Origin of the sequence: Streptomyces sp. NPDC005263, assembly GCF_042872365.1 — a bacterium.
Lineage (GTDB): Bacteria > Actinomycetota > Actinomycetes > Streptomycetales > Streptomycetaceae > Streptomyces.
In genome coordinates, this window is record NZ_JBIAKJ010000004.1 from 832,240 (window position 1) to 857,232 (window position 24,993).

A 24,993-nucleotide genomic window follows, 5' to 3' on the forward strand; every position below is an offset into this window, starting at 1 on the left:
CACCTGTCGCCCCTCCCAGCATGGACGGGTGCGAAGAAAAGCAACGATCTCTCTGCTGTCCGTGGGGCATGCCTGCGTCGACATCTACCAGGGCGCCGTCGCGGCGCTGATCCCCTTCTTTGTGGCCGACCGCCACTACAGCTACGCCGTCGCCTCCGGCATCGTGCTGGCGGCGTCCGTGCTGTCGTCGGTGGCCCAGCCGGTGTTCGGCGCGCTCACCGACCGGTGGGCGATGCCGTGGCTGCTACCGGTCAGCACCCTGCTCAGCGGCACAGGTATCGCGCTGAGTGGTCTGAGCGGCTCCTACGGGCTCACCCTCGTCTTCGTCGCCATCTCCGGAGTCGGGGTAGCCGCCTACCACCCCGAGTCCGCCCGCGTGGCCCGGCTGGCCAGCCAGGGCAGCCACAGCGCGATGAGCTGGTTCTCCCTCGGCGGCAACATCGGCTTCGCACTCGCCCCGATCATGGTGTCGGTCGCGATCGGACACGGCTCACTGAGCTGGACGCCGGTACTGATCCTGCCCGCCCTGGTCGGCGCCGCACTGTGCGTCCCAGTGCTTCACATACTCGGCCGACATCAGGCCGGTGCCGCCAAGGCGGCGACGGTCACCGGCGCCGACGACGTGGCCTCGTTCGTGAAACTGTCCCTGGCCGTGGTCTTCCGCTCCATCGTCTTCACCGGTCTGAGCACCTTCATCTCCCTCTACGCCCAGCAGCGCATGCACGGCAGCACCACCGCGGGGACCGTGGCCCTGTTCCTGCTGTTCCTGGGCGGCGCCGTCGGCTCGGTCCTGGGTGGCTCCCTGGCCAACCGCTACGACCGGGTCCGTGTCTCCCGCTGGTCCTACCTGCTCTCCATCGCCGCCGTCACCGGAGTGATCTACACACCCGGTCCGGCCATGCTCCTCTTCGTGGCCCTCACCTCCACCGGCCTGTATGTCCCCTTCTCGCTTCAGGTCACCCTCGGCCAGGACTACCTGCCCTCCCGCATCGGCACCGCCAGCGGCGTCACCCTCGGCCTCACCGTCAGCATCGGCGGCCTGATCAGCCCCCTCCTGGGACGCCTGGCCGACACCACGTCCCTGCAGATGGCCCTGACACCCCTGATCGCCATGCCCGCGCTGAGCTGGCTGCTCTTCCACGCCCTGCCCGAGCCCACCGCCCCCGAGCCCCAACCCGTCGCACCCGTCACACCCTCCGCACCGGCACAACAAGACGCGTAACGCCCGCACGGCCCCGTGACCACGCACGTGCCCATCCGGATGGGCCAGCCGCTGAGCATGCACTACGGCGACCTGGTCCGCGTTGCTCTGATGGAAGCCCGACCCGCCACAGGTCTGGGCCGACTCCGCCTACGCCGGCCAGCGCACCAACTGGTCCGACGACTTCCTGCACATGACCCTCAGAACAGTCACCCGGCCCCGCGGCGCCAAGGGCTTCGTCGTCCTGCCCCGACGCTGGAAAGTCGAGCGCACCCTGGGCTGGACCATGAAAGCCCGACGCAACGTCCGCGACTACGAACGTCTCCCACCACACTCAGAAGCCCACCTGACCTGGGCACTCAGCACACTGATGACCCGCAGGATTACCCGCAGAGGGCCCCACCCGCAGTGGGCCAGGAAGAGCTGACCATCCGGCGGCTCCACCGCTCAGGAAGCAGGCCCACACGCTACTGCCGACCATCGGCGAGGCGGGATTTCCCACCGGACGCTCACCGCCATGCAGCGAACGGAAGGAAACAAAGTGGGCATCGCGCCGAGGTGCTGCCGACACACGCCTCAGCGAGTGCCGTCCTGATCAGCCATGCTCTCTGCCCACAGTGACGTGCCGAAGCATTGGGTATGTGTGACAGCAGCTCAAACCTACCAAGGACGCGAAGAGGGGGCAGAAACCGTACGCACCCCGCCAGGGCTTCGGCGTAGTCGGCTGGCGTCCGGTTCATGACGGTCTGCCAGGTTGATCGGCCGGAAGAGCGGGACAGGCACGGCATCCAAGATCATGGAGTTCTCGACGCCCCGTGCCCTGCCTGGAAGACCGTGCCTGCCGACGCGTCACCGCTGATCCCGCCTGCCCCTGACCAACTCCGCGAGCATCCCGCGGTCGCGCCGGAAGACGTGCCCGGGCTGCTGGAGTGCCTCACCCAGGTGCCCGATCCGCTCCTGATCCGTGACCGCTGGCGGGTCGAGGCCCGGCACCACGTGAGAGACACGACATTCGCCGAGGACGCCTCTCAACTGCGCACCTGCAATGCGCCCCGGGCCATGGCCACCTGGCGCAACCTCGCCATCGGCGCCCTGCGGCTGGCTGGCGCGACCAACATCGCCGCCGCCCTGCGGTACAACGCCCGCAACGCGGACCGCCCGCTCGCTCTCCTCGGGCTCACATGATCAAGCCGCATACGCCATGCGACTCGCCGAAGCCCTGCCCACGGGTCCACCCAGTGTGCTCTCCAAGATGAATCGTCAATCGTTGAAGTAGTGGTCTTCCTTGATGTCCGCGATCAGCGTGGGACGCGTCGGCCGCCATCCCAGGCGTTCCAGCGTCACTGCACTCGACGTCGGGCTGTCGATCGACACCAGGGGGCCGAGAAAACCGAAGTGGTTGCCTGCGTCCTCGGCCGCGACGCTGACGACCGGGACCTTCAACTGACGGCCGATGGCCTCAGCGATCTCCCGGAACGGCACCCCCTCATCGCCGACTGCGTGCAGACGCGAACCGGCAGGGGCGGCCTCCACAGCCAGCCGGTACAGGTGCGCCGCGTCCAGTCGGTGCACCGCAGGCCACCGGTTCGATCCGTCGCCGACATAGGCGGACACGCCCTTCGCGCGGGCGATGCCGATGAGAGTCGGGGTGAAACCCTTCAGGTCTCCCTCGCCGTGCACCAGCGGCGCGAGCCGTAACGCAGCTGAGCGCACGCCGCGCTCTCCCATCGCGATCACGGCGTGCTCGGTCGGAACCCGCAGGGCCCACGCCCCCAGCCTTTCTACATCGGGGGTATCCGCTTCCGTGCCCAGGCGACCGAACGTCAGGCCCAAGGTTCCCGAGGTCACCACGAATGGTTTGTCGGAGCCTTCAAGTGCTGCCCCGATCGCCTCGACGGCGCTCAGTTCGACCCGGGCGCGAGCGGCCGGATCCGTGGTCTCAGTAATGTGCTGGTTGGCCGCGTAAATGACCCCGTCCGCTGCAGTGGCGCCGGCACGCAAGCTGTCGAGGTCTTCCAGTTCGCCGCGGCGCACATCTGCGCCGACCGCTGACAACGTCGCGGCGGCCGAGTCTGAGCGGGCGAGGCCGATGACCTGATGGCCTGCTCCGAGGAGCTCGCGGACAACCGCGGATCCGATGTACCCGGTGGCACCGGTGACAAAAATGCGCACGATGACAGTCCTCTTGTGGCTTCGGGTCAGCCCGGCCTATGGAGAGGGGTGGGCTTGTGCCTCAACGCTAAGAACCGCAGGCACTCCGCGTCCAAGTCCTGTTCCGCACCGCGTGATGCGAAATGGGTATCACGAGTATCCTGGCGGCGTGCCCGGCCATCCCTCCTCCTCGGCGGACCTCGACCTGCGCCTGGTGCGGTACTTCACGGTCGTCGCCGAGCACCGCAACTTCCACCGCGCGGCCGACGCCCTGCACCTCGCCCAGCCGTCGCTGAGCCGACAGATTCAGCGTCTCGAAGAACGAATGGGCGTCCGCCTGCTCGATCGCACGAAACAGGGCAGCCACCTCACCGAGGCGGGCCGGATCTTCCTGCCTCAGGCGCACGCACTCCTGCACTCCGCCCGGCAAGCCGTGGCGACGACCCGCGCCGCCGTTGGCCCCGACGAATTCACCATCGGATACACGGGCGGCCTCATCGTGACCACTGCGGCGCGCGAACTGCGCAACCGGCGTCCCGACGCCGAGGTGCGCACCCTGCATCTGGACTTCAGCCAGGTAAAGGCGGCCCTCCTGGACTACCGGGTCGACGTGGTCCTCGCCCGAGAACCGTTCCCGACCGACCAACTGCGCGTGACGGCCCTCTACGAGGAGCCCCGGGTGCTCCTGGTGCCCACCTTCCATCGCCTCGCCGGCCGCACGTCGGTCACCATTGACGACTTTGCGGACGAAGCCCTGGTCCGGTACACCGACGCGGCCTATGACGCATTCTGGCGTCTCGACCCACGCCCGAATGGACGCCCGACACCCGAAGGCCCACTCGTCGCATCCGCGGCAGACAAACTCGAACTCATCGCCAGCGGCCAGGCCCTCGCCCTCGCGCCGGCCCGCGGCGAGCACACCCCCCTTCGACACGACCTCACGACCATTCCCGTTGAAGGAATCGAACCGTGCCGAGTCGTGCTTGCGACCAGGGCCGAAGACCGTGGACCGCTCGTCGAGGACTTCCTCGACATTGCTGTGAACCAGCTCATCAGTAGGGGCGCGACGCGCTCCCCAAACCTCGGGAAAATGCACTGACAGACCGACAACGGCTTGCAACACTCTCAGGTGCGGTTCTGGTGCATGGAGCGGTGTTCCACTTGCCGCTTGAGGCCGGCGTTGAATGCGGTGTACCCGTTGTCGTTGCTCTGCTTCATGAAGCGCTGGATCAGGGTTGTCAGGCCGCCGGAGAATTCTTCTTGGTTGGTGACGTGGGTGGTGCCGTCCGGCTTGGCCCGGAGGATGAACGAATGCCGGCCGAGGAACAGCCGCTCGGATATGAGCGTGCCGGACCACTGCAGCTGCTCACCCGATTCGGTGACCGTGACGGTGGGCCTGAAGGAGAAGCCGGGCATCTTCATCGAGAGCCTGTTGCCCACCTGGGCCGTTCCCTCGACACGGGAGAAGTTGCTCCACTCGCCGTAGCGGGGGAAGTCGACCAGGACGTCCCAGACCGCTTCGGGACTGGCGTTGATGTCGACCTCGGTGTTGATGACGTAGCCCATAATCACACTCCATAACGGTTCAGCAGAACTCAATGGTGACGATTACTGAATGACGACGGGTGAGCAGGTCAGCGGGATGGAAGCAGGTCGGGCCATTTCGCCTTCAGACCCTGGTCGATGAAACCGAGCATCCAGGTGAAGCTGTCATCGACGTCGGCGTTGAGCTGGAAACTGCCGATCGCTTCGAGGGCTGCGAATCCGTGCAGGATGCTGCGCAGCATCCGCAGCGCGTGGATCTCCTGGTCGGGGTCCAGCCGGTACCCGTGCAGCATGGCCGTCCAGGAGGCGAGAACGCGACCGACCGCTGGGACGAGGGGGTCGTCGGGCCCGGTGACGATGGCGGCGTTGCCCGCCGCGTACCGGCCGGGGTGCTCCAGCACGTACGTCCGCATCGCGTGCGCCCCGGCGACGAGGGCTTCTTTGCCGGAACGTCCCTGGGTGGCGTCGCGGATGGCGTCTGCGAGTTCGTTCATGGCCAGGACGGCGATCCGGTGGGCGAGGTCAGCTTGGCTCGCGACGTGTTTATAGAGCGAGGGGGTCTTGATCCCGAGACGCTCGGCCAGCAGGCCCATGCTGAGGTTCTTGAACCCGATCTCGTCGGCCAGCGCGGCGCCGGCCTCGGTGACCGACGCCGGGCTGAGCCCGGCCCTAGGCATGGGACAGGGTCTTGGCGAGGAATGGCAGGGCCAGTGCGAGGACCTTGTCGTGGGTCTGGGCGTGCGGGTAGTGACCGGCGCCCTCGATGACGGCCAACTCGCCGAGGCCGGTGGGCAGGTCGGCGATGATCTTCTCACCCTCGGCGCGCGGGTCGGCCCAGTCGGGGTCGAGGCTGCCCTGGATGATCAGGACCGGGCAGGTGACGTTGGGCAGCTGGGCGCCGGCGTCGGTCGGAGCACTCTTGCACATGGCCTGCAGGACCTTCATCCGGCCGGGCTCGCTCATTTTGGTGTCGATTCGGCCCAGCTCACTGTCCCAGTCGGCGGGCTTGGTGGGGTAAGCCAGATCGAGGTACTTCTTCCAGGCTGACAGTCTTCCCAGGAGCATGGTCATCCCGAGCTGGGTGGAACCGGCCCGGTAGCGCTTGACCCGCAACAGCCCGCCCAGGGGCACCGACTGCTTGCGGGTGAAGGGGGCCAGCTCGATGACCCCATTGATCACGTCGGGCGCCGTAGCGGCCGCGATGGTCGCCGCGCCGCCGCTGATCGACTGCCCGATGATCACCGCCGGGCCACCGAGGTGGCGCACGATGGCGACCAGGTCACCGGCGATATCGGTACGGCTGTACCCGTCCCACCCCAGGCTGGAGTCACCGCAGCCGCGTATGTCGACGTTCGCGACCCGGTACCCGGCCGCGACCAGCGCCGGGGCGACGAAACGGTAGGAGTGTCTGCTGTCGCCCATGCCGTGCGCGAGGACGACCAACGGTCCTTCTCCGGTCACGTCGTAGGCGATGGTGTTGCCGGCGATGCTCAGGTGCTCGGTCACGACGACCTCCATGGATGGCTAACCTCAGTAACTAAAAGCTAGCTGTATTAGCTACGGCGGTCAAGAGTGTCCGAAGCACATACCGGCAATACCGCAATGATCTTGAGGGGCGACCTCGTTATCGCCACCGCCGACTCCTCCTGCGAGGCTCCCGCGCTGGAGGACGGCGACCGGGTCACGCAGCGGACGCAGGACGCCGGGGCCGGAGTCGAGGCGGTAGAGCTGTAGCGGCCGAGCAGGATCAGGGTTGCGGTGCTCGAGCAGGGACAGCCTGACGATGTCCTCATCACGGATCTCGGCCCTCGCATGGAGCCGGGAGACGGCGGCTAGGAATCCAGACAGGCACTAAGAGGCGACGGAGTCCACCACGCCATGCTCGGCATCGCCCGGATGCACAACCTCTCCCTCGCCGGATAGACGAGGGCCCCGCACAACGGCCCAGGACTCCTGAGGCAGCTCGGAGATCATTTACGGGACAGCCCTAAGGGACGAAGGTTCCTGTCCCTGCTCGACCGCCAGGTGCGGCTTGGTGGTCAGCCCTCCGCGTGAGGGTACGAGGCCGTGGTCGTCGGGCTCTCAATCGACGCCGCCAGGAGGCTCCTTCCAAGCACCGCTTCACCCGCGGAAGACACCCTCGTCACCCTTGATCCGCTCCACGAACGCCGACCATGCGGCGGCCGGGAAGACCAGCGGACGAGCGGCCGGGGTCTTGCTGTCGCGGACGGGGACGAGGCCGGGGTTGCCGTCGGCGATTTCGACGCAGTTCGAGTCGCCTCCGTCGCTGTAGGACGACTTGCGCCACACGGCGGTGGAGAGGTCGGGAGCTCGGTTCATGATCTGCACTCCTCCAGAAGGCGCTTGACGAACGCCGTCGACTCACCCGGAGTCAAGGCCGCGTCTCTGACGAGATCGTAGGACAAGCGGAACGCCAAAACCTTGTCCGGATCATCGATCAGGGCGCCGAAGCCGTTGCCTTCGACGTAGGCCACAGGCTCACCGACTCGCTGCCAGATCAGCGTGAGGTCGCTGTTCATGAGGTCATGGAGGCCCGCTGTGTAGGGCAACACCTGCAGCACGACCGACGGCGACTCCGCTGCCTCCACCAAGTGCGACAGCTGGTCCATCCACACCCTTGTGTCGGGCGCCGGACGCCGCAGCGCCCCCTCGTCAAGGATCACGCGCACGCTCGGTGCCGGATCGCGGTACAGCAACTCCTGCCGCCCCATGCGCAATGCGACTTGCTCTTCTACTTCATCACCGTTGCCAGCCGTTGTCTGGGCTCTGGACAACCCTGACAACACCGCACGGGCGTAGTTCTCGGTTTGCAACAGGCCTGGCACACGCAGCTGGAACTTCCACATGACCCGGGCCGTCGCCTCCAGCTCCATGAACGCCTTGTACTTGTCCTTGACGACCTCCTTGCGGGCGTCCTTCCATAGGCGAACGAGCAGGTCACCGGAGCCGTGATACAGGTCCAGATCCTCCATGACGGTCTGCTTGGACAGCCGTTCTCCCGTCTCCAGGCGGTACAGGTAGCTCTTGTCGTACGCGGTGTCCTCGGCCAACTGTCCCAGCGACTTACCCGCCTTCTCCCGAAGGAGCCGCAGCGTCCGCCCTAGAGCCGCACGCCCCGACTCGACCCCCTCGTCAACCTGTTCGGTCACGTCACCCCTCCCCGTTGCCTGGGGCCGCAGACAACGCCAACCCCCTTCCGAAGCGTACGTCCGGACAGTGACAGTGGAGACACGAACGGTAATCACCGCTCGTCAGGCGCAGCACCGTTGCGAAGGAGCACCGGCATGAGGGAACGAGTCGCGGGATTACGCGAGTTGGTACAGCCGGCGATGGTGCGGGCGCTCGACGCGTGGGAGGTCCCCGCGTGACCGCCTCCGCCGAACCGCCGACGAACGGCACCGCAGGTCTCCGCCTGCTGCCCTGGACCACGCCCGACGGCAGGCCCTGTTATCTCAGTACCGACAACGACCGCAGCATGCTCTCCCGGCTAGCCGACGAGATCGAGGCGGCTCAGCTCGCCTCCGGGGAACAGGTGCTCGCGGGAGCCAGGGACGTGCTCGCCGATCCCGGGGCGGGAGAGCGAGCGGTGCGCTTCGCGCTCACCAGAGCGGTGGAATCCCTGGGAGACGCCCTCCGCGTCGCGAACTGCCGGGACCGGCGCGTCCCGCGCGACGAACCATGACGCCGCGTCCAGAGACTCGCCGGGTCTGCTGCCCAGAGATAGCCCGTCCGGGTTGGTGACCGTTCTGCGACCGGCGGGGCCACCAGGCCCCCTCAGGACCCGCCCACCGCCAACCCCGACCCCTCGATCCGGACCTGGATGCCGTCCTCCCGCACCCGCACGTCCCGCAGCCGCACCTGGCCCCGGTCCGGCTCGGGCACCTCGAAGCCGAGGGACAACCGGTCGGCGAGGACCGGTCGGGTCAGCCGGGGCAGGGCGTCCAGGAGCGCGGGGTCGAAGCCGAGGCGCTGCAGCAGCTCGGGCTGTTCCACGGCCAGGTCGACGAGGTTGAGGCCCATGGCCTGCCGTACGAAGGCCGGTCGCCCGGTCAGCCGGGACAGCGCGGTGTCGGAGCGCTCCGCCTCGCGCACCTCGGAGTCGGGCACACCCAGCGCCCGCACCACCGACGGAACCGCCAGCAGCGCCTTCGCCTTGCGGGTCTCATGGGTGAGGTCGGCGGCGGCCTCGCGGGTCAGGTGGAGGCCCTCGGAGGCCGAGCTGCCGGGGCGGTACGTCGCCAAGTCGCCGATGTCCAGACGCATTCCGCCGATCTCGGTGGCGATGCCCCGGTCACCTTCCCGCCGCAGGTGCGCGTCGGCGCGCAGCCGCAGATCGTGCCCGGCGACCGGCAACGTGCCGCGCGCCAGCACCCGGTCCTTGCCCTGGCCGGTGAATTTCACCTGGGACGCGCCGAGTTCACGGTTCAGATCGTCGAAGGAGAGCAGCACGTCGCCGTCGAGGCGGGAAATGTCGGCTCCCCGTATGGCGGTCAGCCCGTCCGCGTTCAGACGGACGTCGTGCGCGGTGGCCGTCACGCGGGCCAGCGAGACCCGGTCGGCGGCGACGTCCGGCACGGTCAGCCGTACCGAGTCGAGCCGCTTGTCGGCGACCTGGGTGAGGAACGGGAATCCGCCGATCTCCACCTCGGGCGCCGCGGTCAGCTTCATCCGGTCCTTGAGGGTGTCCGCCGCCCGGCTCTCGGCGTACAGCAGGGCCCAGCGGTCGGCGATGGTGAGGAAGGCGGCGAGGACGACGAGGCCGCAGACCGCCTTCAGGGCGAACGGAAGTCCGGCGAACCGGCCGCGCTTGCGACGGCGGTTGTTGCTGCTGTCGCTGCGGCCGTGGTGCGGCGGAGCCCAGGAGTCGTCCTCCGCGGAGCGCTGCTCGGAGCCCGGCTGGAGGGCCTCCTCCGGTGGTCCGTGTGGACCGGCTGAGCCGTCGTCACCGAGGGCACCGACATCGTCGTACGGATGTGCATAGGCGTTTGCGGGGGGATGCGTCGAATGGTGATGGGGGGCGCGCATCGATCCATCCGACCATGCGCGTACCCCCCACCCGCAACTCGAACCGGCCCGGTGCGACTCAGCTCACCATGCGCGGACCCATGGAACGTTCGCTACTGCACCGTCGTGATCCGGTTCGTCACCGGCGGCGCGATCGGCGCGGACGCCGAGGAGTTGGCCGTCAGGTACTGCTCCAGGGCGGTCAGGTCGTCGGCGCCGACGAGGTCGTTGGTGCCCTGGCCCAGGGTGGTGAAGCCGTCGCCGCCGCCCGCGAGGAAGCTGTTGGTCGCGACGCGGTAGGTGGCGGCGGGGTCGATGGCCGTGCCGTTCACCTTGATGGAGTCCGTGACGACCCGGTCCGCGCCGGTCTTCGTCAGGTCCAGGGTGTACGTCAGGTTCGCGGACGGCTGAAGGATCTTCGGCGCGGCCGTGTTCACGCCGCTCACCTGCTCCTTGAGCGCCTGGATCACCTGGGCGCCCGTGAAGTCCTGGAGGTTCACCGTGTTGGAGAACGGCTGCACGGTGAAGCCCTCGGCGTACGTCACCACGCCGTCGCCCTCGCTGCCCTTGGCCGCGTAGGTGAGGCCCGCCCGGACGCCGCCCGGGTTCATCAGCGCGAGGTCGGTCCCGGCGTCCAGCTCACGGCCGTACCAGAGCTGCGCGTCCGCGATCAGGTCGCCCATCGGGGACTCGGTGCCGGTGTTCGGCACGTCGGCGGAGATGTGGCCGATGGCGCGGTTGCCGATGGGCGCCGCGAGGGTGTTCCACTTGCTGATCAGCGAGGTCATGTCCGTCGCCTTGGGGACGGTCCGGGTGACCACGTGGTTCGCCGACTTCACGGACGTCCGGGCGATGTCACCCGTCCACCGGTCGTACGTGAGCGTGGTGTCCGTGTAGAGACGGCCGAACGACGCGGCCGAGGTGACCATGCGCGGCTTGCCCGCCGGGTCGGGGATGGTGCACACGTACGCCGCGTGGGTGTGGCCGGTGACCAGGGCGTCCACCGACGGCGTGATGTTCTTCGCGATGTCGACGATCGGGCCGGAGATGCCGTTGCCCGCGCCGCCGGCGTCACAGTCGTAGTTGTACGAGGAGGAGGCCGGCAGCCCGCCCTCGTGGATGAGGGCCACGATCGACTTCACGCCCTGCCTCTGCAGCACCTTGGCGTACTTGTTGATCGTCTCGACCTCGTCCTTGAACTTCAGGCCCTTGACGCCCTCGGCGGAGACGACACCCGGGGTGTCCTCCAGGGTCACGCCGATGAAGCCGACCTTGACGCCCTTCTTCTTCCACACCCAGTACGGCTTGAGGATCGGCTTGCCGGTCTTCTCGTCCAGCACGTTCGCCGCGAGGTAGGGGAAGTCGGCGCCCTTGAACTTCTTGTCCGTGTAGCAGCCGGCGGTCGGATGACACCCGCCGTTCTGCAGCCGCCTCAGCTCCTTGGCGCCCTCGTCGAACTCGTGGTTGCCGACGGACGTGACGTCCAGGTCGAGCTTGTTGAGCGCCTCGATGGTGGGCTCGTCGTGGAACAGGCCCGAGATCAGCGGCGAGGCGCCGACCATGTCGCCGCCTGCCGCGGTGACGGAGTACGGGTTGCCCTTGCGGGCCTCGCGCAGATGGGTGGCGAGGTACTCGACGCCGCCCGCGTCGATCGTCTTCGTGGTGCCGTCCGCCTGGAGTTCGGTGACCCGGCCGGAGGAGCCGGACGGCGGCTCCAGGTTGCCGTGCAGGTCGTTGAAGGACAGCAACTGTACGTCCTGGTAGCGGCCCGGCGTGTGACCGCCGGGGCGCCCCTTGCTCTCGCCCGCGCTCGCGGCGGCCGGCAGCGCGGCGGCCAGCGCGCCGACGGTGGCGACGGCGGCGAGACCGGCGGCAGCGGCGAGGAACCGGCGGGTACGAGGTCTGCGGCGCACGGCGCGTTCCGGGTGCGGGTGGGATGTGGCTGGCATACGCCCCCCTGTGACTCAGGTGTGGAAGTGGGCCCCGCGAGTAGGTGTGAAGTGGGGGCCCGTCGGGCGCAGCCTAGGGTCAACGCGCGTAGCGCGACAGAGGTTTCCCGGTTACATCCTGGTTGCTTCTTTGCCGCCACTTTGCCGGGACCTCCCCTTACCCTCGTACGCATGACCAGCGACGACATCGCACGCACCGGTATCCCCCGCTCCATCGAGACCCGCACCGAGCTCTCCCCGGACCAGACCGAGTCGGTGCTCGCGCTGCTCGCGACGGCGGCGGACAGCGACGGGCAGCAGGCGGTGTCGGAACAGGGCCGGTTGCAGTTGCGGGGCGGCCCGCGCACCGGAGTCGCCCATCTGCTGCTGTCCGTCGGGGACGAACTCGTGGGCTACGCCCAGCTGGAGGACACCGACCCGGTGGAGGCGCCGGCGGCGGAACTCGTCGTCCACCCCTCGCACCGGGGCCACGGCCACGGCCGGGCGCTGGGCTCCGCGTTGCTCGCCGCGTCCGGGAAACGGCTGCGGGTGTGGGCGCACGGCGGCCACTCCGCCGCCCGTCACCTGGCGCAGGTGCTCGGCCTGACCCTGTTCCGTGAACTACGGCAGATGCGGCGGTCGTTGGGCGACCTGGACCTGCCGGATCCGGTGCTCCCGGAGGGAGTGACGGTACGGGCCTTCGTCCCCGGCGCCGACGACTCGGCGTGGCTCGCGGTGAACGCGGCGGCCTTCGCGCACCATCCCGAGCAGGGGTCCCTGACCCAGCGGGACCTCGACGACCGCATGGCCGAGCAGTGGTTCGACCCCGCGGGCTTCTTCCTGGCCTTCCGCGGCGACGAACTCGTCGGCTTCCACTGGACGAAGGTCCACGCGGCGGAACAGCTCGGTGAGGTGTACGTCCTCGGAGTCCGGCCCGGCGCCCAGGGCGGCGGCCTGGGCAAGGCGCTCACGACCATCGGGCTGCGGCACCTCGCGGACCAGGGGCTGCCGACGGCGATGCTGTACGTCGACGCCGACAACGAGGCGGCCGTCTCGGTGTACGAACGACTGGGCTTCCAGACGTACGAGACGGACCTGATGTACCGCACGGAGAGCTGAGGACCCGCGCGGGCTGTAACGGACAGCCGGTGACCGCCCCTGGGACAGGGCCGGTCACCGGGACCGGGGCCCTCAGGTGCGCGACGGTTTCAACGGACCCGCCGCCCACCGTCGCCGTACCGGCTCCATCCCGCACATCGCAAACACCGCCAACGCCGCCGCCAGCAGCGCCCCCCACCGCTCGTGCGCGGCCGCCCACCGCTCGTCCGTCACCGTCACGACGAGCGCCCAACGGTCCGGCAGCAGCAGCGGAGACAGTACGGCCCCCGTGAGGAGCACCGCCGTCACCCCCGCCCCCGGCCGGGGCTCCTCCCGGAAGCGGATCGACGCGGCGGACAGAGCGAGCGCCAGCGCGAACGCCGTCGCCGCCTCCAGGGTGACCGCGCCCACCGGCGGCCGGACCGCCGCCGGTACCAGCAGCACGGCCGCGGTCCAGAACAGCGCGGCGAACGGGACCACCAGAACCGCCCGCAGCAGCTGGCGGACCGGCCGCCGTACCGGTACCGGGGTCGTGGTGTGGCGGGCCGGGTCGTCCAGGAGGAACGCCAGTCCCGCGGCGAGGGCGAGGGCTGCGGCCCGCAGCAGGTTGAGCGCCAGCCAGTCGGAGGGCTGGTCGCCGAGCAGCCGGGGCACGGCGGCCACCAGCAGACCCACCGCACCGGCCGCGCCCAGCGCCCGCCACGGCATCGTGCGCGCGAGGGGGACCAGCAGCACTCGTACCGTCGCCACCACAGGTACCCGTACCGTCGCCGCTACAGGCACTTGTCCGCCTCCTTCGGCGCCTTGACGCCCAGCAGCGAAGCGACCTCGGCGGTCGTCACCTTCGGCGCGGTCAGCTGCGCCCAGTGCGAGCTCACGCGCGCGGCGACGGTCCGCCGGGGCTGGTCGAGCAGCTGCCGTACGACACTGGTCTGGCCGTTCGTCATGTACAGGGGGTCGGTCGGCGAGATGACGAGCGCGGAGCCGCTGACGCTGTCGTCGAGACGGACCCGGGCCAGGTCGCCGATCGGGTCGGGCCGGTCGGCCAGGCCCAGCCACATGATGGTGACCATCCGCCCGTCGCACAGGCCGTCGGTCGCCTTCTTCTCGTCGCCCGCGACCAGCACGCCGGCGACCGCGACCGAGAACTCGGGGACACGGTTGCCGCCCCAGTCGGTGCCCACGGTCACCTGGTGCGGGGTGGTGGACGGGGCGAGGGTGCTCTCGGAGTTCAGGCCGTAGCGGGCCTCGATCCGCTGCCGGACGAGGAGCTTCTGGTCGTGCGCGGTGCCGCCCGCCAGGGACCGGACCCGGTCCACCGCCTGCGCCCAGGTGCCGGCCCGCGGGGTCCACTCGGGGAACGCGCAGTACGTGGACCCGTCCCGCTCGACGCAGGTCTGTTCCTTCTCCGGGGTGGCCGAATCCCGTTCGCGGGCGGCGGTCGTGGCGGCCGGGACCCCGGTCATCTGGGCGGACGCGCCGAGCACGGTCACCGCGAGCATGGCCACGAAGGCGCCCTGCACGGTCCGGATCCGCCGCCCGCCGCCGCACAGCACGGCGAGCAGACCGATCGTCAGGGCGAGCGCCAGGAGGTACAGGGCGTGCCAGGCGGCGGGCCGGCCCAGCAGGTCGGACGGGAGGGCGCTGGAGCCGTTCTCGCTGACCACCGGGTACAGCCAGCGCGTGCCGTCCTCCTCGCCGGTGGAGGTGGTGCTGAAGAGGAAGAGGAGGAGAAGGGAGACGATCAGCAGCGGCGACGCGACCACCGACGCCACCAGCCGGGCGAGGAGAACCCCGGCGGTCCCGGCCAGCAGTACGGTCAGCGGGCCGACGAGCAGTTCGCCGACCGAACCGCGGCCGACCGCCCCGGACTTGAGTGCCTCCCAGGTGAACTGCCCGGCCACGCACAACGCGACGACCGCGGCCACCAGCACGACGGACAGCACATGTGCGGCTGTACGCCGCCACGGCTGCACCACCAGAACCGCGAAGTGCCGTTCCGTGTCACGGCGCTTGGCGCGCAGCACCGCCTGGTTGGCGCTCAGCAGCACCGCGAGACCGACGAGCAGCGGCCCGCCCTGGGTGGCGCGGTCGGCGTCCTGGAGGGCCGGGAAGCCGTCGAAGGAGTGCCGGGTCCGCCACACGATCCAGCCGATGTACACCAGGAACGCGAAGAGGACCGGGATCCGCGTCAGCAGTCTCCGTGCCTCGAACAGGGCCAGGTCCGTCACGGCCCGCCACGGCCGTCCCGGCTCGGTGCGCACCACGGTCGGTGCCGCTTCCATGACCGCGCTCATGCCGCCGTCACCTCCTGGGCGTCCTCGCCGTCGAGGGTGAGCAGGTAGCCGTCCTCCAGGGTGGGTTCGAGGAGTTCCGCGCCGGGCGGCGGATCACCCACGTTGCGGAAGGTGCCGGTGCCGGTGCGCCAGCCCGCCTTCGCGGCCGGGGCACGCTCGGCGGCACTCCACACCCGGCCGGCCGCCCGCGCGGTCAGTTCGGCCGGGGTGCCGTCGAAGCGGACGCGGCCGCCGGCCATCACCAGGACGCGGTGGCAGAGCATCGCCACGTCCTCCGTCTGGTGGGTGGACAGCAGCACGGTCCGGCCCTCTCCCGCCTGAGCGATCAACTCCCGGAACCGCATGCGCTGTTCGGGGTCCAGGCCGACGGTCGGCTCGTCGAGGACCAGGAAACCGGGGTCGCCGACGAGGGCGGCGGCCAGCGCGACCCGCTGCCGCATACCGCCGGACAGCTTCTTGATGCGCCTGCCGCGCACGTCGGCCAGGTCGACCTCGTCCAGGACGCGCCGCACCTCACGGTGGCGTGCGGCGCGGTCGGTGAGCTCCTTCAGGATCGCCACGTAGTCGACGAACTCGAAGGCCGTGAAGTCCGGGTGGAAGCCGGGGGTCTGGGGCAGGTAGCCGAGCACCCGCCGCACCTCCTGCCGGCCGCGCGAGGTGCCCGGGTCATGGCCGAGCACGGTGAAAGCGCCGTGGTCGGCGGGCACGGCCGTGGCCAGCACCCGCAGCAGGGTGGTCTTGCCCGCCCCATTGGGCCCGAGCAGCCCGGTGACGCCCGGCGCGAGCCGCAGCGACACGTCGTCGAGGGCGCGCGTACCGCCGTAGCGGAGACTGAGCCCGGAGGCAGAGACGGTGGGGGTCATACGGCACTCCCAAGAAGATGGTCGAAGGTTGCAAAAGTCATCCGGGCCCGCCCCGGAACAGGCGGAACGACGGTCATACGGACCTGCGCCGGCACAGGTGAGAAGCACACGGCCGTCGCCGCGGTCACACGGCCCTCCCGTGGAGCACGAGGAGCCGCGGTCACACGGCCCTCCCCAGGAAGCGGTCGAAGCCGTCCCGGCCGGCGAACAGCAGCCCGGTCGCGAGCGCGGCCACCGCGGCGGCCACTCCCTGCCCGAGCGCGGTGAACGGCACCAACGCCCCGTCGACGCCCGGATCGGCTGCGCGCGCGGCGAGCAGGAGCGCGATCCACGCGCCGCCGACCAGCGAGGGCGCGCACACCGGGCCCAGCCGGGGAGTCAGTGCCAGCCCGGTCGCGGTGAGGGCGAGCGCGGGCAGCAGCCAGGCGAGGGCCCGCAGCCCGTACCCGGGCAGGGCGAGCGTGGCCAGGCCGTCGAGGCCGAGTCCGGCGACGAGCACCGCGACCGTCCGGATCATCAGCAGCCGGAAGCCGTGCAGCGGGGCCACCACGGCCATCTCGTACGTCGGGTCCAGCACGGGCCCGAACGAGAGCGCGACGCCGGCCAGCGGCAGCAGCGGGGCCAGGGCGAGGAAGAGCGTGGGCGAGTCCGTGGTCCGGAGCGCACTGCTCACCCAGACGCTCATGCCGAGCACCGCGAGGACCGCGCCCAGCCAGGACCCGCGCAGCACCGGCGTGGCCGCGAGCAGCCGCGCGATGTGGTCGGGGACCCCCGCCCGCACCAGCAGCGACTCGGCCCACCCGGGCCGGGGCGCGTCGAGTTCGGCGTCCAGACGGTCCCATCCGGCGTCCAGGGCGGCCGGGTCGCCGACGTCGGCCAGCACGGCCCGGCATCGGGCGCAGGCACCGAGGTGGGTGTCGGCGGCCCAGAGCACGGGCGGCGCCAACTCTCCGCGCGCGTAGGCCCGCAGATCCTCTTCGCTCACATGCCAGGTCATGCGGCCACCTCCCACCGTCGTCCACTCGTCCTCATGCCGGTCCTTCGCGATCGTTCACGCGTCGCGTCGCCCCCGCCCCGCAGGCCTTCACGTCCCGTCACGCCCCCGCCTCCCGGTCGTTCACGCGTCCTCATGCCAGCGCCTCCCGCAGTTGCCGGCGGGCGCGCATCGCCCGGGTCTTGACCGTGCCCGGCGGGATGCCCAGCAGGACGGCCGCCTCCCGGGTGGTCAGGCCGTCGATGACCGTCGCCTGCAGGACCGCCCGCAGCTCCGGTGAGAGCCGGACCAGGGCGCCCGCGAGGTCCCCGTGCTCCACCCCCGCGAGCACGCGTTCCTCCGCGGACGCCTCGTCCCGGTGCCGCAGTCGCGCCAGCGCCTGCCGCAGCCGCCCCCGTGCCCCGTCCCCGCGCAGCGCGTCGACCAGCCGCCGCGACCCGATGCGCCAGAGCCACCCCGCCACGTCCCCTTCCTGCCGGTACCGGGCCTTGCCCCGCCACACCGCCAGGAAGGTCTCCTGTACGACGTCGTCGACGAGCCCGGCGTCGGCACACCTGCCGCGCAGCCGTGCCGTGAGCCACGGCGCGAACCGCCGGTACAGCTCCTCGAAGGCGCGCCGGTCGGCGTCCGCCGCGATGGCCCGCAGCAGCTCCGCGTCGCTTCTTGTCTCGCTCACGTCTCCTCATCGGACGAGCCGGGTCGATCGGTTCACGCGATCACGCTTGACTTTGAAGAAAACAATAAGCACCCTTTCACTACTCAATTAGTGAAAGAGTGGTGATCCCGATGGTCGAGTACCGCATCGACCGGCACAGCGGCGTGGCCACCTACGTCCAGATCGTCCAGCAGACCAAGCAGGCCCTACGGCTCGGCCTGCTGGTGCCCGGCGACCGGCTTCCCACCGCCCGCGAGGTCGTCGAGGCCACCGCCATCAACCCGAACACCGTCCTGAAGGCCTACCGTGAGCTGGAACGGGAGGGCCTGGTCGAGGCGCGCCGCGGCCTCGGCACCTTCGTCCGGCGCTCACTGGGCACCGCCCCGGCCGGCTCCCCCCTGCGTGGGGAGCTGGACGCGTGGACGGCGAGGGCCCGGGAGGCCGGGCTGGACCGGGACGACGTGGCCGCACTGTTCACCGCCGCACTCGAGAAGCACTTCCACCGGGATCCAGGAGATCCCGTCGATGTCCGGGAGCCGCCCCCAGATATCCCGCACGCCATGTCGCCGTAACCATTGGTTCAGACGGGCTTGCGACGCTCAGTGAATGAAGCCAGCCGCGCCAGAGCCTTCGCCTCCCCCCGGGGGAACCGCGGGGAACGGCGACGCCCGCGGGCTCGCCGCGGTCCCGCCGGCGCTGTCCGACGCGCCTGTTTCGCTCCTGGCGCGGAAGAATGGGTCCATGAACCAGCCAAACGCCCAGGCACAGGTCCAGCACGCGCAGCCCTCCGTGGGTTCCATAGCCGCGCACCGCCCGCACACCGTGTCGGCGGCCGTCTCCGACCTGGAGCCCGACATCGACGCCGACCTCGACGCGTACGAGGAGGCACCGTTCGACGGGCCCCAGCTTCCGCAGGGCCGCTTCCTCGACCGGGAGCGCAGTTGGCTGGCCTTCAATGAGCGCGTCCTCGAACTCGCCGAGGACCCGAACACGCCGCTGCTGGAGCGCGCGAACTTCCTCGCGATCTTCGCCAGCAACCTGGACGAGTTCTTCATGGTCCGGGTGGCCGGTCTCAAGCGCCGTATCCACACCGGTGTCGCCACCCGCTCCGCGTCCGGTCTCCAGCCCCGCGAGGTGCTGGAGATGATCTGGGCCCGCTCCCGCGAGCTGATGGCCCGGCACGCCGCCTGCTACCACGAGGACGTCGCCCCCGCCCTGGCCGAGGAGGGCGTCCACCTGGTCCGCTGGAGCGAGCTGGAGGAGAAGGAGCAGGCCCGCCTCTTCACGCTCTTCCGCCACCAGATCTTCCCGGTGCTGACCCCGCTGGCGGTCGACCCGGCGCACCCCTTCCCCTACATCTCCGGCCTCTCCCTGAACCTGGCCGTGCGGGTACGCAACCCCGTCACCGGCACCCCGCACTTCGCGCGCGTCAAGGTGCCGCCGCTGCTGTCCCGCTTCCTGGAGGTCTCCCAGGGCCGGTACGTCCCCCTGGAGGACGTCATCGGCGCCCACCTGGAGGAGCTGTTCCCGGGCATGGAGGTGCTGGAGCACCACGCCTTCCGGGTCACCCGCAACGAGGACCTGGAGGTCGAGGAGGACGACGCCGAGAACCTCCTCCAGGCCCTGGAGCGGGAGCTGATGCGGCGCCGCTTCGGGCCGCCGGTGCGCCTGGAGGTCGAGGAGAACATCGACCGCGAGGTGCTCGACCTGCTGGTCCGGGAGCTGAAGATCAGCGAGGCCGAGGTGTACCCGCTGCCGGGTCCCCTGGACCTCACCGGCCTCTTCCGTATCGGCTCCCTCGACCGGCCCGAGCTGAAGTACAAGAAGTTCATCGCCGGCGTCCACCGCGACCTCGCCGAGGTCGAGTCGGCGTCCGCGCCCGACATCTTCTCGGCCCTGCGCGCCCGGGACGTGATGCTGCACCACCCGTACGACTCGTTCTCGACGTCGGTGCAGGCGTTCCTCCAGCAGGCGGCCGAGGACGACGACGTCCTCGCGATCAAGCAGACCCTGTACCGGACCTCGGGCGACTCCCCCATCGTCGACGCGCTCATCGACGCCGCCGAGGCGGGCAAGCAGGTCCTCGTCCTGGTCGAGATCAAGGCCCGCTTCGACGAGCACGCCAACATCAAGTGGGCGCGCAAGCTGGAGGAGGCCGGCTGCCACGTGGTCTACGGCCTGGTCGGTCTGAAGACCCACTGCAAGCTGTCCCTGGTGGTCCGTCAGGAAGGCGACACGCTACGGCGCTACAGCCACGTCGGCACGGGCAACTACCACCCGAAGACGGCCCGGCTGTACGAGGACCTCGGCCTGCTCACCGCGGACCCGCAGGTCGGCGCCGACCTCTCCGACCTGTTCAACCGCCTGTCGGGCTACTCGCGCCGGGAGACCTACCGCCGTCTCCTGGTCGCCCCCAAGTCCCTGCGGGACGGCCTGATCGCGCGGATCAACAAGGAAGTCCAGCACCACCAGGCCGGACGTCCCGCGTTCGTCCGTATCAAGGTCAACTCGATGGTGGACGAGGCGATCATCGACGCCCTCTACCGCGCGTCCCAGGCGGGCGTGGAGTGCGACGTGTGGGTGCGCGGCATCTGCGCGGTCCGCCCCGGCGTCACCGGACTGTCCGAGAACATCCGGGTCCGCTCGATCCTCGGCCGCTTCCTCGAACACTCCCGCGTGTTCGCCTTCGGCAACGGCGGCGAACCCGAAGTGTGGTTCGGCAGCGCCGACATGATGCACCGCAACCTCGACCGCCGTATCGAGGCGCTGGTCAGGGTCACCGACCCGGCCCATCGCGCGGCGCTCAACCGGCTGTTGGAGACCGGCATGTCCGACACCACCTCCTCCTGGCACCTGGGCCCGGACGGTGAGTGGACGAGGCACGCGACCGACGCCGACGGCCAACCCCTGCGCAACGTCCAGGAGATGCTCATAGACGCCCGGAGGCGCCGGCGTGGCACAGCAACACCTTGACCCGACGGACCCGCTGGCCGGGCGGGTGACCGGGGACGCCCTCGCGGACTACCTGCGGGCCCAGGCCACGGAGTTCCTCCGCGCCCTGCGGCTGCACCGGGAGACCGGCGGCACCGCGGCGAACGGCTCGGGCCCGCAGGGCCCCGGCAGCCCCGGGGATCCCGTCGACCCGGCCCGCGCCCTGCGCCGCGCGGTCCGCCGCATCAGCGGCAGCCTGCACACGTTCCGCCCCCTGCTGGACGCGGACTGGTCGGAGTCCATGCGTCCCGAACTGGCCTGGCTGTCCGGCACCTTGGCCATGGAACACGCCTACGCGGCCCGCCTGGAGAGGCTGCTGCTGGCCCTGCACCGGCTGTCCGGGGCGGTGTTCCCGGCCCAGCCGAAGGGCGCCACGGTGGGCGCGGCGCAGGCCGGCGGCTCCGGTCCGCCGTCCCATCCGGCGGCCCCGGACCGCGGCAACCTCACGGTGGGCGCGGCCAAGGCGGGCGCCCTGCTCGAACGCCAGCTGACCCTGGCCAGGACCCGCGCCCACTCGACCGCCCTCCAGGCCCTCGGCTCCTCCCGCTTCCACGCGGTCGCCGACAACATCGCGGTACTCGCCAGCGAGGTCCCGCTGGTGCCCACCGGGGCCGCCACCGACCTGCACCCGCACGCCACCGCGGCCCAGGAGAGGCTCACCGACGCGGTGACCGCCCTCCCCCTCGTCACGGCCGGCCACCCTTACAACGCCGAGGCCCTGATCCACGGCCTGTCCCCCGACCCCGCCCCGCACCCCCAGGACACCCCCTGGCACCAGGTCCGCCTGCTGCTGCGCCTGCACCGCTACGCCCGCGAGGTCATCCAGGGCACGAACGCCCCCGTGGACGTACGCCTGCTGACCGCGGGCCAGGCGCTGGACCGGCACCGCGACGCCTCCGAGGCGGCCGCGGCCGCGGCGCAGGCGGCCCGCACCCCGCGTATCGCGCCGGCGACCGCCTACGCCCTCGGTGTGCTCCACGCGGACCAGCGGCACGAGGTGGAGGCGGCCCGTTTCGCCTTCCAGCAGTCCTGGCAGAAGCAGACGGTCGGCACGCCCTGACCCCTCAGGAGGCGGTGAACGACATGAACCAACCCGAGCAAGCCCCCGAAGCCCCCGTCCAGGCGGCGGGCTGCGTCCTGTGGCGCCGCTCCCCGGTGGACGGCGCCCTGGAGCTCTGTCTGGTGCACCGGCCGAAATACGACGACTGGTCCTGGCCCAAGGGCAAGCTGAAGCGCGGTGAGGACCACCTCGCCGGGGCCCTGCGCGAGGTCGCCGAGGAGACGGGCTACGACGCCGCGCCGGGCGCCGAGTTGTCCACCGTCTGCTACATGGCGGGCGACCGCGCCAAGGAGGTCCGCTACTGGGCCGCCGAGGCCACCGAGGGCGTGTTCGTCCCGAACGACGAGGTGGACCGCATCCTCTGGCTCTCCCCGACGGCGGCCCGCCACCGCCTTACCCAGCCCCGGGACCGGGCCCTGCTCGACGAGCTGCTGGTCCGCGTGTTCGAACGCACCTGAACGCATCTGCGGGTGCCTGAACGCACCCGCGGGTCCGTGACGGAAGGGCCACCCCTCAGTCCTGGTAGTGCCCCTCGGCGTCCGCGCGGGCCTGGCTGCGGGCTCTGCGCGCCGGGCCGCGCCAGCCACAGCTACAGCGGGCAAGGCAGAAACGGCCCTGCTCGACCGTCTGCGTGTGGTGTGCCGGTCGGTCGGGAGGTGGGGGAATCCTGTCCTGCTGCGCCACCCTGACAACGTTACCCAGGCTAGGTAAACGGCGGGTGTGCGCGTGACGGGCCCTCAGACGAGTCGTTAAGCGGAATGACACGGGGGCCCGTGACGGACATACCGGCTGGGGGTAGACAGGCGATGGCGGAGCGGCAGAGGCGTACCGGTGGTGCGGTCGTCGTGGCGGGGCTCCTGCTCTGCGGATCCGTCGGCACCGCCGGCTGCGGCAGCGGGGCGGCCACCGAGGACGCCCGCTCGGCCGACCCGGTCGGCACCCTGCGGCGGGTCGCCGACACCCTGGTGGACGCCGGCACCTCGAAGGCCCGTACGTCGATGGAGATGGCCAACGGCGGGACCCGGGTCGCCATCCGGGGCGAGGGCGTGTACGACTACCGCCGGCAGCTCGGGCGGCTGAAGGTGCTGCTGCCGCAGGACCCGGCGGGCGCCGTCGAGCACCGGCCGATCACCGAACTCCTCGCACCCGGCGCCCTGTTCATGAAGAACCGGGGCGCCGGTGTGCCCGCCGACAAATGGGTCCGGGTCGACACCGTCACCCTCTCCGACGGGAACCTCGTCACCGGCGGGGTCACCGATCCGCTCGCCGCCGCCGAGGTGCTGCGCGGGACGCGGACGGCGACGTACGTGGGCGAGACCGAGGTCGCCGGGACCGCGGTGCGGCACTACCGGGGGACGGCGGATCTCGGGGTGGCGGCCAGGGCGGCGTCCGCCGGGAGCAGGGGGCCGCTGGCGGCAGCGGCGAAAGGGTTCGCCTCGGCCAGCGTGCCCTTCGACGTCTACCTCGACGAACAGGGGCGCGTCCGCAAGCTCCGCCACCGGTTCAGCTTCGTCGGCGGACAGCCGAACGACTCCGTCGCGGTCGCCTCGACGACCCTGCTCTACGACTTCGGGACACCCGCGAAGGTACGGTTGCCGGCGGACGGCGACATCTACGCCGGACGGATCGCCGAGGAATGACGGCCTTGCACGGACTCGTGACGGACGTCAAGAACTAGCCCGTCCGTGCCATGCGCCGCACATGGGCCGCTCCCTACTCTAGGAAGCCGGTGACAGCAGAGACGAGGTGATGCGCGTGGCTCCGGTCGGCGGTACGGCAGTTCAGGACCACGTGGCCCTCGCCGAGATAGAGCTCTGCGGAGAGCTGATCATCGCGGCCTCGGCCGCCGGCGAGGGCCGGCTCAGCCTGGAGAGCATCGACAAGGTGCTGCGAGTGGCCGAGGAACGCGCCTGAGACGCACGGGCCGGTCGCATCCGGGGCCATGAGCCCCATGAGCCGGTCCGACTGTTTTCGGCCACACACTGCGCTCAGGTGCGCAGCAGACGGCCGATCGCCTTCGTCGCCTCCTCCACCTTCGCGTCGATCTCCGCGCCGCCCTTGACGGCCGCGTCGGCGACGCAGTGGCGCAGATGCTCCTCCAGGAGCTGGAGGGCGAAGGACTGCAGGGCCTTGGTGGAGGCGGACACCTGGGTGAGTATGTCGATGCAGTAGACGTCCTCGTCGACCATCCGCTGAAGTCCGCGGATCTGGCCCTCGATGCGGCGCAGCCGCTTGAGGTGTTCGTCCTTCTGCTTGTGGTAGCCGTGCACACCGCGGTCGTGGTCCGTCACGACGCCGGACTCCTCGGCGGCGGAGGGCGCCGGCGCACCGGCCTCTGTGGTCGTCATCGCGTCCTCCACATCATGGACAGAACCATGGACAGACTTATACCCCTACAGGGTATATCCTACCGAACTTTCCGGGGTAGAAGGCCTCCGGGCGGCCCCCCTGCCGACCACTCTGCACCATGGGCGACACTGGGGGACGGCCCATTAGCCGTGGCCGGATGATGCACCTAGCATCACCCTGACCGAAACCCATGCACCCCGAGGACCCCTTGTGCGCTTTCGTCTGACCCCCAGGGAGACGAGCTTCTACGACATGTTCGCCGCGTCCGCGGACAACATCGTCACGGGCTCGAAACTCCTCATGGAACTGCTCGGGGCGGACGCCTCCGCCCGGGCCGAGATCGCAGAGCGTATGCGGGCCGCGGAACACGCAGGTGACGATGCCACGCACGCGATCTTCCACCAGCTGAACTCCTCCTTCATCACGCCCTTCGACCGCGAGGACATCTACAACCTCGCGTCGTCCCTCGACGACATCATGGACTTCATGGAGGAGGCCGTCGACCTGGTCGTCCTCTACAACGTTGAGGAACTGCCCAAGGGCGTCGAGCAGCAGGTCGAGGTGCTGGCGCGGGCGGCCGAGCTGACCGCCGAGGCGATGCCGAACCTGCGCACCATGGACAACCTCACCGAGTACTGGATCGAGGTCAACCGGCTGGAGAACCAGGCGGACCAGATCCACCGCAAGCTGCTGGCCATGCTCTTCAACGGCAAGTACGAGGCCATCGAGGTGCTGAAGCTCAAGCAGATCGTGGATGTGCTCGAGGAAGCCGCCGACGCGTTCGAGCATGTGGCGAACACGGTGGAGACCATCGCCGTCAAGGAGTCCTGACCTCT

At 70.2% G+C, this 24,993-nt stretch carries 27 protein-coding genes; 13 read left to right on the forward strand and 14 right to left on the reverse strand.

Translation table 11 applies throughout. The features are described from left to right. The first annotated feature begins 28 nt into the window (after nucleotides 1-28). Nucleotides 29-1,222 (forward strand): MFS transporter, encoded by a 1,194-nt coding sequence (locus ACFYRY_RS22390; protein WP_389148187.1) that lies wholly within the window; start codon nucleotides 29-31, stop codon nucleotides 1,220-1,222. Nucleotides 1,223-2,035: 813 nt separating this feature from the next. Then, nucleotides 2,036-2,386 (forward strand): hypothetical protein, encoded by a 351-nt coding sequence (locus ACFYRY_RS22395; protein ID WP_389148190.1) that lies wholly within the window; start codon nucleotides 2,036-2,038, stop codon nucleotides 2,384-2,386. A gap of 75 nt (nucleotides 2,387-2,461) precedes the next feature. Here the strand turns inward: ACFYRY_RS22395 and ACFYRY_RS22400 are convergent, their stop codons facing one another. Then, entirely contained in the window at nucleotides 2,462-3,373 is a 912-nt protein-coding gene (locus tag ACFYRY_RS22400) for an SDR family oxidoreductase (protein ID WP_389148193.1), read from the reverse strand. 148 nt (nucleotides 3,374-3,521) lie between these two features. Between ACFYRY_RS22400 and ACFYRY_RS22405 the strand changes: the two genes are divergently transcribed. Next, the gene (locus ACFYRY_RS22405; RefSeq protein WP_389148196.1) at nucleotides 3,522-4,451 is read left to right on the forward strand and encodes a LysR family transcriptional regulator; all 930 of its coding nucleotides are present in this window, start codon (nucleotides 3,522-3,524) and stop codon (nucleotides 4,449-4,451) included. Between the two features lie 26 nt (nucleotides 4,452-4,477). Here ACFYRY_RS22405 and ACFYRY_RS22410 read toward each other — a convergent pair whose 3' ends face one another. From ACFYRY_RS22410 to ACFYRY_RS22420, 3 genes are all read right to left on the reverse strand, one after another. Then, entirely contained in the window at nucleotides 4,478-4,918 is a 441-nt protein-coding gene (locus tag ACFYRY_RS22410; RefSeq protein ID WP_389148198.1) for an SRPBCC family protein, read from the reverse strand. 68 nt (nucleotides 4,919-4,986) lie between these two features. Then, nucleotides 4,987-5,574, reverse strand: coding sequence for a TetR/AcrR family transcriptional regulator (locus ACFYRY_RS22415; protein ID WP_389148201.1), 588 nt, complete (start codon nucleotides 5,572-5,574; stop codon nucleotides 4,987-4,989). Further along, nucleotides 5,567-6,403: an alpha/beta fold hydrolase gene (locus ACFYRY_RS22420; RefSeq protein ID WP_389148204.1), complete on the reverse strand. Its 837-nt coding sequence runs from the start codon at nucleotides 6,401-6,403 to the stop codon at nucleotides 5,567-5,569. Before ACFYRY_RS22420 ends, ACFYRY_RS22415 begins: the two co-directional genes overlap by 8 nt. Nucleotides 6,404-6,499: 96 nt before the next feature. On the opposite strand from ACFYRY_RS22420, the gene ACFYRY_RS22425 reads away from it, so the two are divergent. Next, the gene (locus tag ACFYRY_RS22425) at nucleotides 6,500-6,631 is read left to right on the forward strand and encodes a hypothetical protein (RefSeq protein WP_389148422.1); all 132 of its coding nucleotides are present in this window, start codon (nucleotides 6,500-6,502) and stop codon (nucleotides 6,629-6,631) included. A gap of 387 nt (nucleotides 6,632-7,018) precedes the next feature. Here the strand turns inward: ACFYRY_RS22425 and ACFYRY_RS22430 are convergent, their stop codons facing one another. Both ACFYRY_RS22430 and ACFYRY_RS22435 read right to left on the reverse strand, forming a co-directional pair. Then, the gene (locus ACFYRY_RS22430) at nucleotides 7,019-7,237 is read right to left on the reverse strand and encodes a DUF397 domain-containing protein (RefSeq protein WP_389148207.1); all 219 of its coding nucleotides are present in this window, start codon (nucleotides 7,235-7,237) and stop codon (nucleotides 7,019-7,021) included. After that, a complete protein-coding gene (locus ACFYRY_RS22435) occupies nucleotides 7,234-8,067 on the reverse strand; it encodes a helix-turn-helix domain-containing protein (protein ID WP_389148210.1) in 834 nt (277 codons plus the stop codon). The genes ACFYRY_RS22430 and ACFYRY_RS22435 overlap by 4 nt, the downstream gene beginning before the upstream one ends. A gap of 215 nt (nucleotides 8,068-8,282) precedes the next feature. Between ACFYRY_RS22435 and ACFYRY_RS22440 the strand changes: the two genes are divergently transcribed. Further along, nucleotides 8,283-8,600, forward strand: a complete 318-nt coding sequence (locus ACFYRY_RS22440) for a hypothetical protein (RefSeq protein ID WP_389148213.1) — start codon at nucleotides 8,283-8,285, stop codon at nucleotides 8,598-8,600. Between the two features lie 92 nt (nucleotides 8,601-8,692). Here ACFYRY_RS22440 and ACFYRY_RS22445 read toward each other — a convergent pair whose 3' ends face one another. Beyond that, nucleotides 8,693-9,943 (reverse strand): DUF2993 domain-containing protein, encoded by a 1,251-nt coding sequence (locus ACFYRY_RS22445; RefSeq protein WP_389148216.1) that lies wholly within the window; start codon nucleotides 9,941-9,943, stop codon nucleotides 8,693-8,695. Between the two features lie 92 nt (nucleotides 9,944-10,035). Then, nucleotides 10,036-11,871 (reverse strand): bifunctional metallophosphatase/5'-nucleotidase, encoded by a 1,836-nt coding sequence (locus tag ACFYRY_RS22450; protein ID WP_389148218.1) that lies wholly within the window; start codon nucleotides 11,869-11,871, stop codon nucleotides 10,036-10,038. 171 nt (nucleotides 11,872-12,042) lie between these two features. On the opposite strand from ACFYRY_RS22450, the gene mshD reads away from it, so the two are divergent. Beyond that, nucleotides 12,043-12,969 (forward strand): mycothiol synthase, encoded by a 927-nt coding sequence (gene mshD / locus ACFYRY_RS22455; protein WP_389148221.1) that lies wholly within the window; start codon nucleotides 12,043-12,045, stop codon nucleotides 12,967-12,969. Between the two features lie 72 nt (nucleotides 12,970-13,041). Here the strand turns inward: mshD and ACFYRY_RS22460 are convergent, their stop codons facing one another. From ACFYRY_RS22460 to ACFYRY_RS22480, 5 genes are all read right to left on the reverse strand, one after another. After that, the gene (locus ACFYRY_RS22460) at nucleotides 13,042-13,731 is read right to left on the reverse strand and encodes an ABC transporter (protein ID WP_389148224.1); all 690 of its coding nucleotides are present in this window, start codon (nucleotides 13,729-13,731) and stop codon (nucleotides 13,042-13,044) included. After that, a complete protein-coding gene (locus tag ACFYRY_RS22465; RefSeq protein WP_389148227.1) occupies nucleotides 13,722-15,245 on the reverse strand; it encodes an ABC transporter permease in 1,524 nt (507 codons plus the stop codon). Before ACFYRY_RS22465 ends, ACFYRY_RS22460 begins: the two co-directional genes overlap by 10 nt. Then, nucleotides 15,242-16,108 (reverse strand): ABC transporter ATP-binding protein, encoded by an 867-nt coding sequence (locus tag ACFYRY_RS22470; protein ID WP_389148230.1) that lies wholly within the window; start codon nucleotides 16,106-16,108, stop codon nucleotides 15,242-15,244. Before ACFYRY_RS22470 ends, ACFYRY_RS22465 begins: the two co-directional genes overlap by 4 nt. Before the next feature lie 160 nt (nucleotides 16,109-16,268). After that, nucleotides 16,269-17,105, reverse strand: coding sequence for a zf-HC2 domain-containing protein (locus ACFYRY_RS22475; protein WP_389148233.1), 837 nt, complete (start codon nucleotides 17,103-17,105; stop codon nucleotides 16,269-16,271). Nucleotides 17,106-17,235: 130 nt separating this feature from the next. Then, complete coding sequence (locus tag ACFYRY_RS22480) at nucleotides 17,236-17,778, reverse strand: RNA polymerase sigma factor (RefSeq protein ID WP_389148236.1); 543 nt, start codon at nucleotides 17,776-17,778, stop codon at nucleotides 17,236-17,238. 110 nt (nucleotides 17,779-17,888) lie between these two features. Here ACFYRY_RS22480 and ACFYRY_RS22485 point away from each other — a divergent pair, with 110 nt between their 5' ends. The 6 genes from ACFYRY_RS22485 to ACFYRY_RS22510 all read left to right on the forward strand — a co-directional run bounded on the left by ACFYRY_RS22485 (nucleotide 17,889) and on the right by ACFYRY_RS22510 (nucleotide 23,722). Then, entirely contained in the window at nucleotides 17,889-18,329 is a 441-nt protein-coding gene (locus ACFYRY_RS22485) for a GntR family transcriptional regulator (protein WP_389148417.1), read from the forward strand. Nucleotides 18,330-18,363: 34 nt separating this feature from the next. Then, on the forward strand, nucleotides 18,364-20,730 hold the full coding sequence (locus ACFYRY_RS22490) for an RNA degradosome polyphosphate kinase (RefSeq protein WP_389148239.1): 2,367 nt from the start codon (nucleotides 18,364-18,366) through the stop codon (nucleotides 20,728-20,730). Beyond that, nucleotides 20,711-21,808: a CHAD domain-containing protein gene (locus ACFYRY_RS22495; protein ID WP_389148242.1), complete on the forward strand. Its 1,098-nt coding sequence runs from the start codon at nucleotides 20,711-20,713 to the stop codon at nucleotides 21,806-21,808. Before ACFYRY_RS22490 ends, ACFYRY_RS22495 begins: the two co-directional genes overlap by 20 nt. 23 nt (nucleotides 21,809-21,831) lie before the next feature. Continuing rightward, nucleotides 21,832-22,266, forward strand: a complete 435-nt coding sequence (locus ACFYRY_RS22500) for an NUDIX hydrolase (RefSeq protein WP_389148245.1) — start codon at nucleotides 21,832-21,834, stop codon at nucleotides 22,264-22,266. A 348-nt stretch (nucleotides 22,267-22,614) separates the two neighbouring features. After that, entirely contained in the window at nucleotides 22,615-23,448 is an 834-nt protein-coding gene (locus ACFYRY_RS22505; RefSeq protein ID WP_389148247.1) for a hypothetical protein, read from the forward strand. Between the two features lie 109 nt (nucleotides 23,449-23,557). Then, nucleotides 23,558-23,722, forward strand: a complete 165-nt coding sequence (locus ACFYRY_RS22510) for a hypothetical protein (RefSeq protein WP_356767874.1) — start codon at nucleotides 23,558-23,560, stop codon at nucleotides 23,720-23,722. A 74-nt stretch (nucleotides 23,723-23,796) separates the two neighbouring features. Here ACFYRY_RS22510 and ACFYRY_RS22515 read toward each other — a convergent pair whose 3' ends face one another. Beyond that, the gene (locus ACFYRY_RS22515) at nucleotides 23,797-24,156 is read right to left on the reverse strand and encodes a metal-sensitive transcriptional regulator (protein WP_356767876.1); all 360 of its coding nucleotides are present in this window, start codon (nucleotides 24,154-24,156) and stop codon (nucleotides 23,797-23,799) included. 211 nt (nucleotides 24,157-24,367) lie between these two features. Here ACFYRY_RS22515 and ACFYRY_RS22520 point away from each other — a divergent pair, with 211 nt between their 5' ends. Next, the gene (locus ACFYRY_RS22520; protein ID WP_356767878.1) at nucleotides 24,368-24,988 is read left to right on the forward strand and encodes a DUF47 family protein; all 621 of its coding nucleotides are present in this window, start codon (nucleotides 24,368-24,370) and stop codon (nucleotides 24,986-24,988) included. Nucleotides 24,989-24,993: the final 5 nt, after the last annotated feature.